This window comes from Pseudothermotoga elfii DSM 9442 = NBRC 107921 (assembly GCF_000504085.1).
Taxonomy (GTDB): domain Bacteria; phylum Thermotogota; class Thermotogae; order Thermotogales; family DSM-5069; genus Pseudothermotoga_B; species Pseudothermotoga_B elfii.
In genome coordinates this window covers 1,277,716-1,296,323 of the sequence record NC_022792.1, presented here as the reverse complement: position 1 = coordinate 1,296,323, position 18,608 = coordinate 1,277,716, and the positions used below count along the sequence as shown (strand labels likewise).

Genomic DNA, 18,608 nt, shown 5'->3' with positions numbered 1-18,608 from the left:
GATTGTAAATGGAAAGGAAAGGTGCTCGCACCAAAGCCATTACTCTCAGAGAAGTTAACAAGAGCATAGGCGGAAAGCACATTTTGAAGAATGTTTCCTTCGACATTTTCATGAACGAAATCCTCGCACTGATAGGTCCCAACGGGGCGGGAAAGACGACACTTTTGAAGGTTATAGCCTCCTTTCTCATTCCTGATAGAGGGAAGGTTCTCATAGACAGTGTGAACATCGTGGAAAAACCTTCCTTTGCAGTAGAAAAGGTCAGCATATCAACCGGGTATGAGAGGAGCTTCTACTACAGGTTGAGTGTGGAAGAGAATCTGAAGTTTTTTGGTATGTTGAATGACCTTCTTGGAAAAACGTTGAAGAGAGAAACAGAAAAAGTGATGAAGGAACTGGGTCTTCTGGAGTGCAGGAAAAAGAGGTACATGGAACTTTCCACCGGGTACAAAAAAAGAGTTGATGTGGCAAGAGCCCTGATGAAAAAGGCGAGCATATACATCTTCGATGAGCCGTGCAGTGGAGTTGATCTCAGAACGAGATTGAAGATACACGAGATCATGAAAAGACTCAAAGAGAGTGGTAAAATCGTCATCTTTGCAAGTCATGACCTGGAGGATTTAAAGATCGCAGACAGGGTGATCGTTTTGAAAAAGGGCGAAAAAGTTCTCGAATTTTCTCCAAAAAAGGAAGATTTAGCGGCAGTGTTGAGAGGTGTTTTGGAGATACAGGCATTTCCGGAGGATTGAGAGGCTATGAAATTTTTCTCAGCAGGTAAGGTCAGAGACAATATCAAAAAATTCGAGAGGAAATACAAAAAGCACTATCCGATTTTCTTGTTACTGGAGAGCCTGTTTTTAACCACCAACGTTCTCACTCCACTTCTCATAAAAAAGACCATCGACAGTGCATTCTACAGGGGCTCTGTAGAAGAAGTCATTCTGTTTTCTATGTTTTACTTTGTTGTTCTTGTGTTCCAGACATTCATCATGTACAGACTGAACTACTCAGTTGTGAAATACCTGCTGAACGCATCACGGGTTAAAGAATCAAAGGGTGCCTATGCAAAAATCCTGACACTTCCACTATCTTTTCTAAGCTCGAAAAACACAGGTGACTATCTTTCGGTGTTCATGAGTGATATTCCGAAGGTGTCTTCGGGGATTTATCTTGCAAGGCTACAGTTTTTCTTCAATCTGGGTTTTTTTCTTGTTGTTCTTTCGCTTCTGTTCATCTTGAATGTAAAACTTACCCTTGTGGTCCTGGTGAGTATCGCCCTGTTTTTTGTATCAACCTCAATCCTGAGAAGGCTGGTCATCAAAACTTCTCAAAAAGATCAGGAAGCCTACCAGAGATTTTTGAAAAGATCCAGAGAAGTGATGGAAGGAATACCGGTTCTCAAACAGTTTTCTGGCTTCTTTTTTCTCAGAGATTTCCTCGATTCAAGTGCTAGAGAGTGGAGCAGGGCGAGCATTACCCACAGTACAGTAAACGAACTGTCAAACAGAAACATCGACATGAACAGATGGGTTGGAGGTACCATTGTCCTTGCCTTCGGTGTTTACCTTCTCTGGAAAGGTGAGATAAGTGTCGGAACGCTTCTGGCTTTTGAGTCCTACATGAACTGGATGTACGATATTGTCAGAATGGCACTCACAGGCTTGACGATGTTTTTCTCGACACTTCCAAACTGGGAAAATTTTGCAAGAGTGTTTTCCCTACCTTTTGAAAGAGCAGGCGGCATAAATCTTGAAAAGTTCGAAAAACTGCTGTTGAAAAACGTGCATTTTAAATACGATGAAATACCTGTTCTCGCTGGTTTGAACCTCGAGATAAACTCCGGAGACAAGATAGCCATAGTGGCAAGATCTGGTGCAGGAAAGAGTACACTGGTTTCTCTCTTCAGCAGACTACTGTCTCCCGCAAAGGGTGAAATTCTCATAAACGGTGTTCCCATTGAGCAATACTCTCTTCTTTCACTCAGAAGAAACATCGTTCTTGTTCGCTCAAACGATATACTTTTTGATACAACGATCAAAAACAACGTGACACTTTTCGAAGACTTTTCAAAAGAAGAAATAGAAAGAGTTCTTAGAATGTGCGAATGCGACTTTGTTGAGAAACTGGAAAATGGAATAGACACAGTTGTTGGTGAAAGAGGGACAAGACTCTCAGATGGTCAGAGACAGAGAATCATTCTTGCAAGGGCTTTAATTAGAAAACCACAGATACTAATCTTGGATGAAATTACCTCTGGCATAGATAGTGAAACAGAAGAAAGGATACTTGAAAGGATTTTGAAAGAGATCGATACTGTTGTTATTATCTCCCACAGGCTTTCTACTATAAAGAAGGCTGGCAGAATCATCGTACTGAACGATGGAAAGGTAGAAGCTGAAGGAACACATGATGAACTCATGGAAAAATCCTCCACATACAGAAAAATAGTGGAAAATCAATTGACAACATAAGTACCTGCAAGAATTTTGTGAACACACACAAGACTATTTGATTCGAAAACACCTGCTGGTATTCATATTGACAGGTGTTTTTATCAATTTTAAATTGTATGGTAGCATTAGATATTATATAGTAGCAGAACGAAAAAGAGGGGGGATATTGTGAAAAGCAAAGAGCGAAAATCAAGAAAAAGGTGGATCACAGATTGGTGGCCAAACAGACTAAACCTGAAAATTTTAAGGCAAAACTGTTCAGATTCAAATCCATACGGATCAGATTATGATTATCTCAAAGAGGTTAAAACTCTCGATGTTGATGCTGTTATAGAAGATTTGAAAAAACTTATGAAGACTTCTCAAGACTGGTGGCCCGCTGATTTTGGACATTATGGTCCTCTTTTTATTCGACTTTCGTGGCATAGTGCCGGGAGCTACAGAATTCACGACGGCAGAGGTGGTGCTAAAAACGGCAGTATTCGGTTTCCAGCAAGGATAAACTGGCCGGACAATATAAACCTCGATAAGGCTATCAGGTTACTCTGGCCTATCAAGAAAAAATACGGGAAAAAGCTCTCTTGGGCAGATTTGATTATTCTTGCCGGGACTGTTGCCCTGCAGGATATGGGTGTAAAAATTCTGGGATTTTCTCTTGGCAGAGAGGATGTTTTTGAAGCCGACGAAAGCCCGGATTGGGGAGCCGAGCAGGAAATGTTGAGTGGAAAAGAGCGTTTTAAAGAAGGAGAACTGGAGAAACCTTTTGCTGCAACTGAAATGGGGTTGATCTATGTCAATCCTGAAGGCCCCATGGGAAATCCCGACCCAGCTGGATCTGCCAAAGAAATAAGACTTGCCTTTAGCAGAATGGGTATGAATGATGAAGAAACAGTGGCTTTGATTGCTGGTGGGCATTCTTTTGGAAAATGCCATGGAGCCGGGCCCAGCAAAGACCTCGGTCCAGACCCAAGCTCTTCGCCCATAGAACAAATGGGGTTGGGATGGAAATACACATACAAAACCGGTAAGGCTTCTGATACATATACATCGGGATTTGAAGTCATATGGTCTTCAAAGCCAACGAAATTTGGTATACAGTATTTGAAGTTTCTTTTGGAGTTCGAATGGGAACTCGAAAAAAGCCCAGATGGGAAAAACCAGTGGGTAGCTAAAAATGCCCCGGAAATGGTTCCTGATCCTTTCGATCCAAACAGAAGGCACAAACCCCGAATGCTCACAGCTGATCTGGCTTTGAAATTTGATCCGGTTTATTCAAAAATTGCAAAGAAGTTTCTTGAAAATCCCGAAGAATTTGAAAAAGCCTTTGCCCGAGCGTGGTTCAAACTTACTCACAGAGATATGGGACCAAAATCGTGCTATATCGGTCCTTATGTTCCAAAAGAAGAATTCATCTGGCAGGACCCTTTACCCAAAAGAGATTATGAACTGATCGATGAAGAAGATATTGAATATCTGAAAAAGCAGATCCTCAATTCTGGTATAAATATTTCTCAACTGGTCTATACCGCCTGGTCTTCAGCTTCAACTTACAGAGATTCTGACAGAAGAGGTGGAGCTAACGGAGCACGGATAAGGTTGCGTCCCATGAATCTATGGGAGGTAAATCATCCATATGATCTGATAAAGATCATAAAGGTTTATGAAAAAATCCAGAAAAAATTCAATGAAGAGCAAAAAAACAACAAGAAGGTTTCCATAGCCGATTTGATAGTTCTCGGAGGCTGTGCTGCTATAGAATTTGCTGCTAAAAAGGCTGGGTTTGATGTCAGAGTTCCATTCATTCCTGGAAGAGTAGATGCCCTTCAAGATCAGGTTGAGGAAGAATTTTATAGAGAAATAGAACCTTTTGCAGACGGTTTCAGGAATTACTTCAAAGATCCATACAAAATAGATGAATCAGATATTAGCACAACTCCAGAATATTTTCTAATAGACAAAGCCCAGTTATTAAAACTAACAGTGCCAGAACTGGCTGTAATCGTTGGAGGATTGAGAGTACTTGGAGCTGTTTACAGTTATAAAAATTATGGAGTTTTAACACATACTGTAGGCACTCTGACAAATGACTTTTTTGTAAATCTGCTGGATATGAATATTGAGTGGAAACAGATAGATGAACATCGTTATTTGTTTGAGGGATTTAATAGAAAAACAAAAGAGCCGGAGTTCAAAGCAACAAGAGTAGATCTTATCTTTGCCCATCACGATGAACTGCGAGCTGTCGCGGAAGTCTATGCGAGTGATGATGAAAAGGAAAAGTTTGTATCTGACTTTATTAAAACTTGGGATAAAGTTATGACTCTGGACAGGTTTGATTTGAAAGTATAGCAAAAAAGTGTATTTTCAGAAAGGCGGTACAAGTGAAAATACATATAGCGTTTGCAATGATTTTTGTGGTCTCCTCGCTTTGTTTTGCATTGAATGTCATTGAATTGCACAGAAATGGTGTCACATTTCTGTATGCAAAAGAATTTGCAATTTCTTTGCAAAGCTCGCAAACAGCCCTGATCAACAGGCACATCGATGGGGACACTGTCGAGGTTAGATTGAATGAAAAAGTAAAAACACTGCGAATTATTGGCCTGGATACTCCAGAAAGTGTTCATCCACAAAAAGAGGTGGAATATTTTGCGCGAGCAGCATCACTTTTCACAAAGATACTCCTTGAGAAAGACGGTAGGGTTTTTCTAACGTTTCAGTATCCTGATTTATTAGATAGATATCAGCGTTTGCTCGCACATGTTTGGTACTATGCTTTTGATAGCTCGAACGAGCCTGTCCTTGTTTCTCACAGTTTGGTTTTATTACTCAATGGTTATGGGCGCGCTTTGACATCTTACAGAGTAGATGAACCAATGCGCGATTTTTTATTGCAAGCAGAACGCTATGCAAGAGAAAACAGTCTTGGCCTGTGGGGAAAGATCGATGAAAACATGGTTCTACAAAATCTCAAATCTGGTTTTAGCACTACACCTGTTTCTGTTGGGGTTTATGTAGAGTACAAAGGTCAAGCCGAAAAGGTATTTGTAATAAATCTCGGTGGTACAGAGCTAAATCTGAAAGGCTGGAAAATAGAAAGTTATGGAGGGCAATCATTCATTTTCCCAGATTTTGTGCTCAAACCTCGCGAATCTGTAGTGATTTCATCCGGGCCAAAAGCAGCCGGGACATTCATCTGGACAAAAATACATATCTGGAACAATTCTGGCGACGAAGCAAGAGTGTATGATCAAAATGGAAAACTGGCTGGAAGATATTTCTACCCAATGGTTTTTTATTTGGACCATGGTGTATTAAATTTTGAACACATCAGTTTCTGAGATGATATTAAACTTTACTGTTTTGAAAAATTGCATTCGAGCTTTCAAAGAATCAATGTTTAGAGTCAGATACAAAGTTTATCGTATTTTTTTGGCAATAAAATCCTTCAAAAAATTACGGTGTTCGTAAGCAAAATTGCCGGACACTTTTTCTTTTATCATCCAGATTATTAACGACAACAGCTCCAATGGAAATATGCACACTATTACCAATTTTTAAACCGTTCGAAATGGTTGCATTGGGACCAATCCAAGCATTTTCTCCTATTTCTGTATTTCCTGAAATAACTGTTCCACCAGCGATCTCTGAGTTTTTCCCGATTTTCACAGCATGTGCTATTTGAGTAAAATTATCAATTTTCACATTCTCACCTATTATTGTGTCATATCCTTTAAAAAGACCTTTACAAATACAAACATTGTGTAATATTTCAACATTCTTTCTCAATACACAATATCCTGTATGTGGGACAATTTTATTGACTCCAAAAATATTAGCAACTTCAAATCCTTCGCAACCAATGATAGAGTTATTTCTAACTATTACACTTTCTTCCAAAATAGATCCTTCTCGAATAACAACATTGTCCTCAACTACACAGTCGTCGCCTATAATAACACCAGATTTTGCAATAACAGCTCTTGGTGAGATATATGCTTTGTCCGATATTTTGTTTTCTGCATACTTAAAATATCCATTTAAATAAAGTTGGTAGTAAATTTCGTAAAACGTGTTTTTTGGTTTCTTCGAAACCACAATGCCAATGTCTTTGTCGACAAAATATTTAATAAGTTCTTCAGTACAGACTATACATGTGATTTTTTCATTAATGTGCTTCAAGTATTCTTCCGAGTTTATGAAAGATATCGTGTTATTCAGGTATATTCTCCCTAACTTCCCAAAATTCTCGAAATGACCATCTTTTAAGAAATTTATGCCTTTAATTTCTGACAAAAGCATTCTACCAACTCCTGGAGGTTTTAAAATATGTCAGATGGTTCCATTATCAACATGGATAACCTGACCTGTAATTGAGTAACTTTCTTCATCTAATAAAAATAGAACAGCTTTTGCCACACTTTCAATTTTCGTTTCTTCTTTTAAAGAATTTCTTTGATATATTCTTTTTTTATCTTCTTCTGTAAGTGATCGACTCATATCTGTTTCCATAAAACCAGGAGCTACACAGTTACTTCTTATTTTCTTAGTACCAAATTCTCTTGCCACTGTTTTGGAAAAAGCCTCGATGGCTCCTTTTGTTGCTGCATACATACTTAAACCTTTATATCCTGTGTGCGCGCTTACAGAGCTTATATGTACTATACTTCCCTGGGTGTTATGAAGTAACATATCCCTTATTATATATTTTGTTAACAATATAGTGGAATAAACATTTACTCTGAACATTTTCTCCAAAGGTTCAATTTGTGCGTTTGTAACAATGTCATCGTAAGCTATTGCTGCATTGTTTACTAATCCGTATATCGGTCCTTCAGGTTTTAAAAGATCGATGTACAAATCTTTTATCTTTTCAGACTCACTCAAATCAAAATTTATGTGATTATAGAGTTTCCCATAGATGCTTTGCATTTCTATAACTTTTTCAGACACTTTTCGGCTTATTCCTATGACTCTATAACCTTTTCTTAGCAACTCTTTGCATATTTCGCTTCCTAAGCCTCGTGAATCTCCTGTAACCACCACAGTCTTCATATTCTCATCTTCTTACTTGTTTTGGTTGTCTCTATTTCTTCAACAAAATTCAGAATTCTTGGGACTTTCCAATTCTGCAATTTTTCACTCAGAATTGTTATTATCTCTTTTTCTTTATTCTCAACATCCGTTCCATCTTTAACCTTTATATCTGCCATCAATATATTCCCAGTTACTTTATTTTTTCTGGCTTTGACCACGGCATCTATTACTCCATCAATTTTCTTGATCTCATTTTCTACTTCGTGTGGGTTTACCTTATACCCACCAATGTTTATCATCTCTGTTTTTCTTGCGAAAAACCTGAAATGATTTTTATCTATTTTTTCAACTACATCGCCGGTTCTGTACCATTCGCCATCTAACTGAAGATCATGTGAATACCCCAACAGGCTTTTATGGATTAACAGCTCATTATCGTCCGATATTTTTATTTTATCCGCCATTTCTGGATTTATTTTAAATATATCACCTTCCGCAGCAAACAAACTCCCCGCTTCTGTCGACGCATAAACATTTCTGATCTTCGCGTTTGGGAAAATTCTCAAAAGTTCCCTTTCTAAATCTTCGTCAAACTTTTCGCCACCCATTGTAATTCTTTCTATAGAAGTCACCTGATTCTTAAAATACGGTATGATCGAGCGGTAATATGTTGGTGTTGCGGAAATGTTGGTTACTTTGAATTTTCTCAGGGTTTCCTCTATTTTCTTTCTATTCATTTCAAAGACGTAAATCATGGGGTTTTCGTTATAAAAAGCCTGAAAAAACACCTGTAATCCAGCAAAGTGTGTGGGATTATATGCGAATGCCCAGATGTTATTTTTGAATCTCTCCCCAGTTTTTACACCCCTGGTTAAAGTTTCCAAGTTGTGTGAAACTCTTTTTGGTCTTCCAGTTGTTCCAGAAGTATAGAGCGTAACCTGCCAGTTTTTCCCATATGTTTCAATTAATCGCAGCACTTCTTCAAAACTCGATACACTTATATCTTCAACATCTACTTCTTCTTCAAGATTTTCAATAGAAATGCCCAAATTTAATATCTCTTCGTTTGAAAAATCCGAATCCAGAAGGACCACATTTTCACAGGCTAATATACTTGCTATCAAATTTTTGTATATCTCATACGGCTCTTTTTCTTTTATATATCTTTTCAATTTTTTTGTTTTATTTATATCATCGATCAAATTCTCATATGTTTTCTGCATGTTTTCAGTCCAGAAAAATAATTTCATATCATCACCTTTTATTAATTTTATCCATTATCTCACCAATTGTATCAATAATCCCGTCTTCGAACACATCAATTCCAAATGCGTCTTCTATCCTAACAGTCAGTTCTGCCAGATCTAATGAATCCATATCCAGATCATTTCTCAGCGATAGATCGTAATTTAGTTCTTTTAATGGTTCCTTTTTCTTTCTTTCTAAGATTTTGTTTATTATCTTCTTTACTTCTTCTTCCATATCATGACTCTCCTTCCTGCCAGATACTACTTATGAAATCGAACTTGCCACTATTATATAGTATAACACTGATAAGTAGTTTCTATAACGGTTCTGCAATATAATAAGGTGTGCCATAATAAATTCAGCTTTTCTGTTAGTATAGTCTTTAGAGATATAAATTCAGGAGGTTTGGTCGAATGAGACTGCTTTCATTAGTTGGGGCAAGGCCGCAGATTATAAAAGAAGCGATTGTTCACAAGAGGTTGAAAGAACATTATATCGAAGAGATACTCGTTCATTCTGGGCAGCACTATGATTACAACATGTCCGATGTGTTTTTTGAGGTGCTTGGCATAAAAAATCCAGACTACAATCTCAATGTCGGTTCAGCCAGTCATGGAGAGATGACAGGAAAGATCATGATAGAGTTTGAAAAAGTAGTTTTGAAAGAAAAACCAGATATGATACTGGTTTATGGAGACACAAACACCACTCTTGCAGGCGCAATCGTTGGAGCAAAGTTAAAGATACCAGTTGCACACATCGAAGCAGGAGTCAGGCAGGAGCCAAAAGATATGCCAGAGGAGATAAACAGAATATTGACAGATCATGTATCAACTTACCTGTTTTGCCCTTCAATGCTTGCCGTAGAGAATCTGAAAAAAGAAGGGATAGAAAAAGGTGTGTATTTTGCTGGCGATGTGATGTACGATCTGTATCTGCAGATGGAAAAAAGTTTCAGGTATGATACGTACAAAGCCCTCGATCTTGAAGAAAATGAATATATTCTTGTCACACTTCACAGAGATTTCAATGTCGACAGCAAAGAGAAATTAGGAAAAATTCTTCAGCAGCTGAAAAAGATATCAGAGCAAATAAAAATAGTGCTTCCAATACATCCAAGGACAAAAAAGAGAATAGAAGAATTCAAACTGTGGAAATATTTAGAAAATGCTGTGATAATCGAGCCGGTAGATTACTTGAATCTAATGGGTCTTGTGAAGAACTGCTGGAAGGTCATAACAGACAGTGGAGGCCTTCAAAAAGAGGCTTATTTCGCTGGAAAACAAGCAGTGGTTGTAATGCCAGACACAGGTTGGAGAGAGCTTGTTGAAGCAGAATGGAACAGTCTATCAGATGAAAATAACTTGTTCGATATAACCATGGAAGATAACTCTGTGGAATATCCTGAAAATGTCTATGGCGATGGAAATTCTTCTGAAAAGATTGTTGAGATTATAAAGACGAGTTTTTTCAGGAATAATTAAAAAGATTTTATATAACCGGTAAAGAATTTCTTTATACTGAGCCATTTTTCTTCCACTTCTTCAAAATCTATGTTTTTCTCTGCGTCTTCGAAATATACGAGTGCCTTAAGGAATATAAGCGGATTATAATCCTTGTATTTTCTCTCAAGCATTGAAAGCAATTCTTTCATACCCCATCTGTAAATGTTGATTAAATACCATAAATCGAAGAAATCTTTTTTGAGTCCTCTCTGAGCGATTGCGCTCATTTTCATACAAGCAATATCTTTATCATGTGCTAAATAAAGATCTGTGATCTTGTCTGGTTCTTCTAAAAGTGGGTATGGATATTCAAATAGTGAAACCTTAATCCCATCTAATTGAAAAATAAGCGTTTGGTTATCTTTATAAATAAATTCTATATTGAAATGTTTGTATATCTCGTTCTCGTATATGTTTGAAAAGTTTTTTTCAGGAAAAAGGAAAAAGTCAAAATCCAAAGAAGGCCTGTGGTTGTATTTCAAGCAAAGAGATGTTCCACCTGCAAGGTAAAAATCATGGAAAATACCTAATTGCAGAAGTTTCTCTAAAACTTTCATTTGATCTTCTCTCAATTTCTTCATCAGAAACCTCCAGCAAAATTTTCCAGAAACTTCTATCTTTGCCACGAAATCTATGGAGATTGCTTAGGAAAATTTCTTTCAGTTTCTCTTTATGGTATTCATTCAAAAGCCATTTTAGATCATCCACATTTCCCAGAATCATTTTTCTGATAATCGTTTCAACACCTGTACAATAATCCCAGGAGAAATTCATTTTTTACCACCTTTTTTATTTTACCACAAGCCATGAACAGTGATAGTTCGCATGAAATTGAAAATACAGTGGAAAACGTCCATACCATCAATATATCACAGCAGGATGAACAAGTCAGGTCACTTTATGTCTTCGAGCTTTATTCTACGCGAGTGTTCTTTTGAAAAGGTTTATAGTATCAAGCAAAAGACCATTACAGGCTGATTTCAAAAGAAACCATTTTGTTTCATCTCTCAATTTGTCCCACTTGTTGTTAAAAGCATCTTTTAGAGTTGCCTCTGCAAAGTTCATGAACACATTTTCTCTGTCTTTTACCTCTCTCCATTCCCTGATTTTTAAAGTGAGAGCTTCTTCAACAAAATGTATCTGTGAACTGGTTAGATTCGTTAGAACATCCCACAACTCGAGTATTTCAGAAATTTCATAAAAATAATATGGTCTTTCTGTGAGGAGTCTGTAGATCTCATCTGCTCTTTTTATCTTCTCTCCTTTTGAATAAGCTATATTGTATCTGTCTGTATTTTCCGAAAGTAGATCGAAGTCGAAATATCCTGGATAGAGATAGAAGATCTTTCCTTTAGAGATTGGATTCAGATCATCGAGAGTATATTTGTTCTCATGTTCTACGGGCTTTGCAGGATAAAAACCATAGAACTCATCGTGTCTTTGAATATTCCACCATGGATCCATTGCCACTTGTTTTTTGAATTCTTCATCCTCAAGCATTCTGTTTTCTGCATCGAGAAATAAATAAAGAGGGAATTTTCTTTTTGTCACAAGGAGCTTGATGTTTAAAGAAAGCTTTCCTATAACTCTTTTAAACATTTCGTTGTATAGATCTGTAACCAGAGCTATGATTTTCATCGAGTCTTGCGCGGGAACTATTAGGCGAAGTGAGAATGGGGATTTGTTGATTTCAATTAATGGATAGTATTCTTCTATTTTTATATTATTTTCGTCGGGCTTTACTGATTTGTTCAATAGATTTTCGTCTGGATCATCTTCTGGAGCGAGATGCTTAAATTCCTGTTTTAGCGCCTCTTTAACAGCTTCTTCCCCTATGTTATTGTTAAACTTGAATTTTCCAAGAGATTCTATTGTATAGAATTCTCCATTTTCATCGTGAAAAACGAGTAGTTTTTGTGGCTTTAAATCATCTATTTGAACTAAGTAAGGAGTTTTCTCTTCTATTCCCATCCCTTGCTTTAGTTTAGATTTTAAGTCAGTATAATTTACGAAAAACTTTATTCTTTTCCATTTATTGCTGTAGATCTTATTTTTTACCTCACTAACTACCAAATCAAAGAATTCAGTTGTTTCCTGCCATATCCTGTACAATCGGGCAGGAGACGGGTTCTGGGTGAAAAGCAATTTTTGTAGGTTAGATGGATTAAATGGTTCAGGTTTTAATCGTTCCTTTAAGTTATTAACAAATCTTTCGACATAATTTCCATCAGATGAATGATCCTGTGAAGAGCTAATATCTTCAAAAAATGTGTTTATTAAATTGCTTTTAAATCCAGCATCCTCTTTAATATCCTCATCTGTAATAGTTTTGAGTAACTCCTTCGACAGATTCATATTATTCTTTTTTTCTATATTTACTCCTTTATTTCTTAACTTTTGAATGTTTTGTTTATTTTCAAAAAACTTTTTTGCTTTTTTAGAGTTCAACCAATCTTCAAATGTCTGCGAATAAATTGTTCCTACCATTGTTCCATCGAGCCATTTATCAAGGTAAAAATTCAAAGATATCAAAGCAATTTTGTTGTTTTTATCTGCAACTTCGTCTATCCATATAGTTTCTTCTCTGTTTGAAAGCCATTTTGAAAGCCTTCCTTGCCTTCGCTTATAACATATTTTGCATCTTTCTTTTCCTTCATCTCTTGGTCTGATACCACAAACAGGACATATGCTTTGTCTAACAGTAAAGGATGGAAGATCAGGATTTTCCAGATATCTTTCCTTATCTTCAACAAATAATACTGGTGTCATTTTGGGTACCTTTTTCTTTTCGAATGCAGATCTCTGTACATTAGCAATGATCGTGAGAGTTCGGGTTGCCTCACTCAAGATGAAAAATGGCCACAGTTCGTTCTGGGTTTCTTTTTGAATCGTTTCTAAAGCAATTTTTGCACATTCTTCTGCAAGATCACAAGCCCTGTTCAGGTCTGGGAAAGTGAAATAAATTCCATTCATGTCTTCAAAGACCACATTACCCACAGGAATTTCTTCCTCGAAAATCCCCGTTAACTTCTTCTTGAGATTTTCTATCACATCGTTTCTTGACTGGATCTCAGCCACCTTTTTTCCTTTGTTTATGAATTCCATTCCATTCCAGCATATAGCGAATATTCTCCATTTTAAATCCTGAGGATTTGGATTTGTTCCACATGTTATTGCAGCTAAAACAGATTTAAACAAAGATGCTGTTGAATAAGAATGATCCCACAAAGTGACATCGTTTGCCGGAATTCTTGTTTCCCCAAGGGCATGAGAAAATGGGGTTTTGAGGTTGTTAATCAGAGTGTTTCTGAAACAACTTTTATCCATAGAAGTATAATTTTTAAAAAGTCCAATCAAATTATCCTGAAGATCATCAAATATTTTTTGGAGGCAGTTCAGGTCTATTTTCTCTTTTGGATGACCAAACGGCGAAGAAATCCATGTGCTATCCAAGTGCTGCTTTCTCCTTACTATACCCTTGTCATCAGCAGAGTCTTTCTTGTCACACTCTTTTAAACACTCTAAAATGTTATTCGTTGAGTTATCATGATGAAACCTGATGGAATCGTATATCGACATGCTTTCAGTGTTTATCTTCGTATCTATGCTTTTGAAAAAATCAATTAGCTCTGCTTTCATAAGCTGATCTATGCCTCTGGCATGGTGAGGCAGTCCTTTTATGCCTTCTACAGACTGTGTTTTGATAAAATTAGGATGGAGTTTTCCAATATCATGAAGTAGTGCACAGATTTCCCCGATCAATATCATCTCTCTGTTGTTTTTAATCATTTCAACACACATAGTCTTCACCTCTTGAATTACAGTTGAAAACACCGTTTCAAAATCTGGCAGTTCCTTTAATTGATGACCAAGAGAAAATTCCCATGCATTTCTGAAATCATTTTTCCTGCTTTCAAGATCCTGGATGTCAATTAGAACCCCTTTTTCTTTGAGTTTTTCAGGAAGAACTTTGAAAACCACTTTTCTGTCGATATCATTCGTCTTACTCCATAGATACCAAACATCATATAAATCTCTTGGCCGTGTTCTTTGAAACAGACTCCTTATTTTTTCTGCTACTATTTCTTCCAGAGAATATACTTTTACTTCACAGTCCAGGTCATCAGAATAAGGGTGAATTATCTTTTTCATAAGCACGGGTAGTAATATTCTTTCATTCTTAGCTTTTGTTATATCCAACTTTATTTTGGTTCTATTTTCACCTCTCTGCATAAACTGAAAGTAAGTATCAATCTCAAAACCGTTATTATTTTTCTGAAACTCAAAATCCTCGAAAAAATTCATTCCACTTTCTTCCCTTGCCTTTTCAATAACTTTATCGATAGTTGTTTTAAATTCTTCTGCACTAAATTCCTCAAGCAGAGTGAAATCAAGATCATCAGAGAATCTGTAATTACTTATATACACTTTCCTTATACCAGTTCCTCCCTTCAAAACTAAAGGAAGGGAAGACAAAGCCATTAATAGCCAATTCTGAGCATAATCTCTTTCAATAGTTGATGGATTTACCCCGTATTCCCTCGCTTTCTGCTTCATTTCGTTTTGCGTAATCATTCCAGCGCCCCCAGAATTTTCTCGTCAAGATTCACGATCAGATGCCATTTTGCATCTTTGATTCCATTCTTTGGCATTGTTGGATCAAGATACAGGTAATTCCTCGTCTCAATTCCTGGTAGGTTTATCTCAATTCTCAAAAATTCACACAAAAACCCAAGTCGCCTGAGAACAGCAGAATTATTTATTTTCTCAGCGTATGATACTAATTTATCTTTATCAAATCTTCCATTCTTCAAGGATTTTGCTACTTCTATTATTCCTCCACTGTATTGAGGTTTATCCAGACAATCTATAATTGTCTTTTCTCTGTCTGTAATAGTTATTTGAGTTTCCTCTATCCATTCTTTTCGAAAGCCAAAAAACTTCGTTTGTGCTACTCTTACTATTCTGTAATTAATTCCAAAAATTTCGAGGGTTTGCTCTTTCTTCCTTGATGTAGTTTGAACAAACACTGTACTTGGTATCTGTTCAGTCAAACCATAGTAATGAAGAGCGCTCCAGTAAGCAATCGCATAGGGCTTAACAAGAGTGGAAGCAATAACAAACTCACTCAGAGTGTATTTACCCTTTTCAGCACCAAGAGGAATGATCATATATTTTCCCTTTTCTATTCTTTCAATCCATCCTCGCTTTTCAAGGCGACTCAAAATTACCCACAGAGTTTTTCTTGAAATATTGAATGTCTCAACCACTTCCTCAAAGGTAAAAGTATTACCCCTTTTTGCAAGACGATCCAGCAGGTTGATTCTCATTTTTATACACCATCCTTAACTCTATTGTTATGTGTGGTGTATAATATTGAGAAAATCCCTTTTTTGTCTTTGGGGTAAATTTCTATGTTTTCTTCTTTCAGTTCCTCAATTGTCCCGAAACCAGATGTCTTTTTTGCCGAAAATCCATAGGTATAGAACATAAGTTTCAAAGCGCTCGCAAGAAAATGTAGATCCTCTCCGATTTGTTTTTCTTCAAAATTTTTTCCTTTGGGATAAGGAACGTACAGAAGATAGAACTCACCTTTACTACCCTGCTTCATAACTTCCATAAATATTGGACCTCTGGCTGGTGTTCTGGTATCTCTTTTAAGCGGTGTGATGACATCTTTTTTTGAATCTTCTTCAAAAAATGTTGGGAAAAAATAGAGCCTTCCTTTTAATTTTTCTTCGTCTTCAGTTTCTGAACCAAAGAGGCGATTTATGATTTCTTTTTTGTTTTGACAGTCAACTCTTTCGGCAGCAAATCTCAGATGGCCTTTCCACGTTGAAGGTCTGACCATTGGAAGTCCTGTGAACTTGTCTCTGACGATCGGGTTTTCAAAAATTTTGTCATCGATAATATGAAACTCTCCCTCGTCTTTACTTGTGTATGGCTTTTTGAGGGTGAAAGTGATTTTGATCAATACAGAGCCGTTGGGAAGATATGCTAAATCTTCTTCTTTGGGGTAAAAGCAAAAGCATCTGATATAATCTCTTCCTTCCGCTTTGACTTCATCAAGAATTTGTCTTTTCAATTTGGCTATGGAGATCCTATTGTTTTCGGCTGTAGAGATCCTATTGTTTAACAGATAGTAATCGTAGCACCTTTTATTATCCATAGATCTCACTCCTTGCATCAACTAAATCATCAAGAGTTGGATCCCAGCATTCCCAGATGGAACCAATATTCACAGGATTTTCTTTCGTAGAAAAAACCCCTTTCCAAAATTGTTCATTCTTAAAATTGCTCTGTAATAATTGCTTTATCTCTTCTCTTGTCTTGCCTATTTTTTCGGGTATTTCTGGAATCCATCCCCATACTTTCATTTCCCATGATGATGAGGAATTGCATGTAAAAACGTTTTTGTTATAGAGGTGTGAAACAAAAATTTTCGAACCAGTTTTCTCTAAAATATCTGTTTCAACAACTTTTTCCTTGCAATTATTGCAGTAAAACTCGTCATTTTCCATTTTTTCCACAGAATGGGTCCAGCATTTTAAATGTATCGGTTTAGGTTGTTTGTTCATACTAGCAAAACCCATTATGAAATGTCTCAGCACATCATTATCGCTGAATAAATGCCTTACAGATTTTCTTACCAATGGGGCTGATGGAATGTACGATAACGTAGATAGGTCGAAGTTCACTGTTTTTTTATTGCGAAGGTCTCTCATGATTTTATAGAGACTGGATTTCATTGCGTCTTTGATCCCGTCAATATACGTATCGTTGATCGGAATTCTATAAAAAAAGAATTGATCAAACCTTGGCAGAAATGAGTTTTGTTTCTCTGTCATTTTTTCAGACACAACTGGTATTTTCATCACGGAGAAATTGGAATCACTTTCCATATAACAAATACCGAAACCTTTCTGAATGCCTGAGCCAATTCCCCAGTTGGTGGCGAGTTTTAGAAGCAGGTGAATTAGTTTTATATGAAATTCATCGTCAATGAAAAATGTCAATCTATATTCTCCAATTAATCCTCCATTCTTTTCATATTCGCTCCCAGACCTGTCATGGTACCCAAGAAAGTATGGATTTCTGGACCTTGGAAGTTTAACTATAAAAAACGGTGCATAGGAACAAGATTTCTCCGGTTCTATTCGTAATATAAACTTCCTGGCCCATCCTGTGCAGCCAAACAACTGACATGCTGGGCATATTTGTTCACTCAGTGCTTTTTGTTGAGATTTACCATTTTTCAGAGCTTCTTTAAACCTTTTTTGGTCCAATGAGCACCTGCCATCAATTGTTGGATCACATGCATACCCACCCAATCCCCTGATCAGCGCTTCGTACCACCATCTTAAACTTCCAATGATACCTGTTTCTCTAAGAGTTTCACATTTTCTATTTGCATTTCCCGTCCATATGGGTGTCAACGCCTTTATCTTGATGGTGTATTCATCCATTTTTGCTCACCTCTAAGGTGCCGTCCCATCTCACTTTGAATTTTTTAGATTCCATTAGGATCGTCCCTGGGACAAAGTAATATTCAGGAATCGATATGGCAGCTCCCGGTTTATTACCACCTGCAGTTTCTGTTGAATTCGGATCGTAATATCCTCTCCCCGTGAGAAGCTCTATATCTCCCTTGAATTTTAAATTTTCATCATACTTCAAATGGGCAGGAAGAAGCTTGCTTCCTATTTCCACACTTTCAGGATCGTTCCATTCAAAAACTGAAATCTCATTGATTGATTCCAAAACAACATGACCAAAACCATACTTCGATTCTCCACCAAGAATGAGTTCTTCTATCACGTTGGAATTTTCTATGAATATGCCTTCACCCAAAATTATTTTTTCTATTTCTGTATCTTCTTTTATCCAGATACACCCGGCTATTTTCACATCTTTTGTGTTTCCATTTTCATCTTTGAACCTGCTGTTTATGAACTCTATTTCGTGAAGACTTTTATCTTTTGCAGTTCCAGTGGTATCAATCGCAGTTGAAACAAAACTCCCTATGAACCTGTATTCGAATTCTGATTTGGTTATCTCATGGCTGTTGTCTCCATATTTCAAACCATTTTCTGTATAACACGGAAAATAAACCGTTTTTCCATCATAGACGTAGAAATAAGAAAACCTGAAATTCTTCATAACCTTCACGCCGATATCTTTGTAATTTTCCGCTTTTGGTTTTTCATACAGATATTCTGTTATTCTCTTTGTTATAGCGCCCCAGAAATTTCTTCCAGGAACATAGTAACGCGTGGGAGAAAACACAAACACTTCGAAAGGCATATAGCCTATGTGAAGAGGGCTCTTCAATCTGAAGACGACATTGAGTTTTTTCCACATCTTT

16 protein-coding genes are annotated in these 18,608 nt (G+C 36.9%); 5 read left to right on the top strand and 11 right to left on the bottom strand.

The annotated features are described in order from the left end of the window. Positions 1–8: 8 nt before the first annotated feature. The 4 genes from TEL01S_RS06260 (at position 9) to TEL01S_RS10720 (ending at position 5,794) form a co-directional block, all read left to right on the top strand. Positions 9–749: an ABC transporter ATP-binding protein gene (locus TEL01S_RS06260; RefSeq protein ID WP_012003254.1), complete on the top strand. Its 741-nt coding sequence runs from the start codon at positions 9–11 to the stop codon at positions 747–749. 6 nt (positions 750–755) lie between these two features. Then, positions 756–2,471, top strand: a complete 1,716-nt coding sequence (locus TEL01S_RS06255; protein ID WP_028843977.1) for an ABC transporter ATP-binding protein — start codon at positions 756–758, stop codon at positions 2,469–2,471. Between the two features lie 150 nt (positions 2,472–2,621). Then, positions 2,622–4,802: a catalase/peroxidase HPI gene (gene katG / locus TEL01S_RS06250; RefSeq protein ID WP_028843978.1), complete on the top strand. Its 2,181-nt coding sequence runs from the start codon at positions 2,622–2,624 to the stop codon at positions 4,800–4,802. A 32-nt stretch (positions 4,803–4,834) separates the two neighbouring features. Further along, positions 4,835–5,794, top strand: coding sequence for a thermonuclease family protein (locus TEL01S_RS10720; protein ID WP_012003251.1), 960 nt, complete (start codon positions 4,835–4,837; stop codon positions 5,792–5,794). A gap of 115 nt (positions 5,795–5,909) precedes the next feature. Here TEL01S_RS10720 and TEL01S_RS06240 read toward each other — a convergent pair whose 3' ends face one another. Genes TEL01S_RS06240 through TEL01S_RS06225 form a run of 4 tightly spaced genes read right to left on the bottom strand, consistent with a single transcriptional unit; the run spans position 5,910 to position 8,972 of the window. Next, entirely contained in the window at positions 5,910–6,755 is an 846-nt protein-coding gene (locus TEL01S_RS06240) for a DapH/DapD/GlmU-related protein (RefSeq protein ID WP_051366193.1), read from the bottom strand. A gap of 30 nt (positions 6,756–6,785) precedes the next feature. Continuing rightward, positions 6,786–7,508 (bottom strand): SDR family NAD(P)-dependent oxidoreductase, encoded by a 723-nt coding sequence (locus TEL01S_RS06235; RefSeq protein ID WP_028843979.1) that lies wholly within the window; start codon positions 7,506–7,508, stop codon positions 6,786–6,788. Then, positions 7,505–8,740, bottom strand: a complete 1,236-nt coding sequence (locus TEL01S_RS06230; RefSeq protein ID WP_028843980.1) for an AMP-binding protein — start codon at positions 8,738–8,740, stop codon at positions 7,505–7,507. Before TEL01S_RS06230 ends, TEL01S_RS06235 begins: the two co-directional genes overlap by 4 nt. A 4-nt stretch (positions 8,741–8,744) precedes the next feature. Then, positions 8,745–8,972, bottom strand: a complete 228-nt coding sequence (locus tag TEL01S_RS06225) for an acyl carrier protein (RefSeq protein WP_028843981.1) — start codon at positions 8,970–8,972, stop codon at positions 8,745–8,747. 179 nt (positions 8,973–9,151) lie between these two features. On the opposite strand from TEL01S_RS06225, the gene wecB reads away from it, so the two are divergent. Then, positions 9,152–10,222, top strand: coding sequence for a non-hydrolyzing UDP-N-acetylglucosamine 2-epimerase (gene wecB / locus TEL01S_RS06220; RefSeq protein WP_028843982.1), 1,071 nt, complete (start codon positions 9,152–9,154; stop codon positions 10,220–10,222). On the opposite strand, the gene TEL01S_RS06215 is transcribed toward wecB, so the two are convergent. From TEL01S_RS06215 to TEL01S_RS06185, 7 genes are all read right to left on the bottom strand, one after another. Then, on the bottom strand, positions 10,219–10,824 hold the full coding sequence (locus tag TEL01S_RS06215; protein WP_028843983.1) for a nucleotidyl transferase AbiEii/AbiGii toxin family protein: 606 nt from the start codon (positions 10,822–10,824) through the stop codon (positions 10,219–10,221). The genes wecB and TEL01S_RS06215 overlap by 4 nt on opposite strands. Next, positions 10,757–11,017, bottom strand: a complete 261-nt coding sequence (locus tag TEL01S_RS06210) for a hypothetical protein (RefSeq protein WP_028843984.1) — start codon at positions 11,015–11,017, stop codon at positions 10,757–10,759. The genes TEL01S_RS06215 and TEL01S_RS06210 overlap by 68 nt, the downstream gene beginning before the upstream one ends. A 144-nt stretch (positions 11,018–11,161) precedes the next feature. Then, positions 11,162–14,818 carry a CRISPR-associated protein Csx11 gene (locus TEL01S_RS06205; protein ID WP_028843985.1) on the bottom strand — a complete coding sequence of 1,219 codons (3,657 nt, stop codon included), beginning with the start codon at positions 14,816–14,818 and terminating at the stop codon, positions 11,162–11,164. Then, positions 14,815–15,573, bottom strand: coding sequence for a type IV toxin-antitoxin system AbiEi family antitoxin domain-containing protein (locus TEL01S_RS06200; RefSeq protein ID WP_028843986.1), 759 nt, complete (start codon positions 15,571–15,573; stop codon positions 14,815–14,817). The genes TEL01S_RS06205 and TEL01S_RS06200 overlap by 4 nt, the downstream gene beginning before the upstream one ends. 2 nt (positions 15,574–15,575) lie before the next feature. Next, positions 15,576–16,412, bottom strand: coding sequence for an RAMP superfamily CRISPR-associated protein (locus tag TEL01S_RS06195; RefSeq protein ID WP_038051606.1), 837 nt, complete (start codon positions 16,410–16,412; stop codon positions 15,576–15,578). Next, positions 16,405–17,709: a type III-B CRISPR module RAMP protein Cmr1 gene (cmr1, locus tag TEL01S_RS06190; protein WP_028843988.1), complete on the bottom strand. Its 1,305-nt coding sequence runs from the start codon at positions 17,707–17,709 to the stop codon at positions 16,405–16,407. Before cmr1 ends, TEL01S_RS06195 begins: the two co-directional genes overlap by 8 nt. Then, positions 17,702–18,604 carry a hypothetical protein gene (locus tag TEL01S_RS06185; protein ID WP_012003244.1) on the bottom strand — a complete coding sequence of 301 codons (903 nt, stop codon included), beginning with the start codon at positions 18,602–18,604 and terminating at the stop codon, positions 17,702–17,704. The genes cmr1 and TEL01S_RS06185 overlap by 8 nt, the downstream gene beginning before the upstream one ends. Between the last annotated feature and the right edge of the window lie 4 nt (positions 18,605–18,608).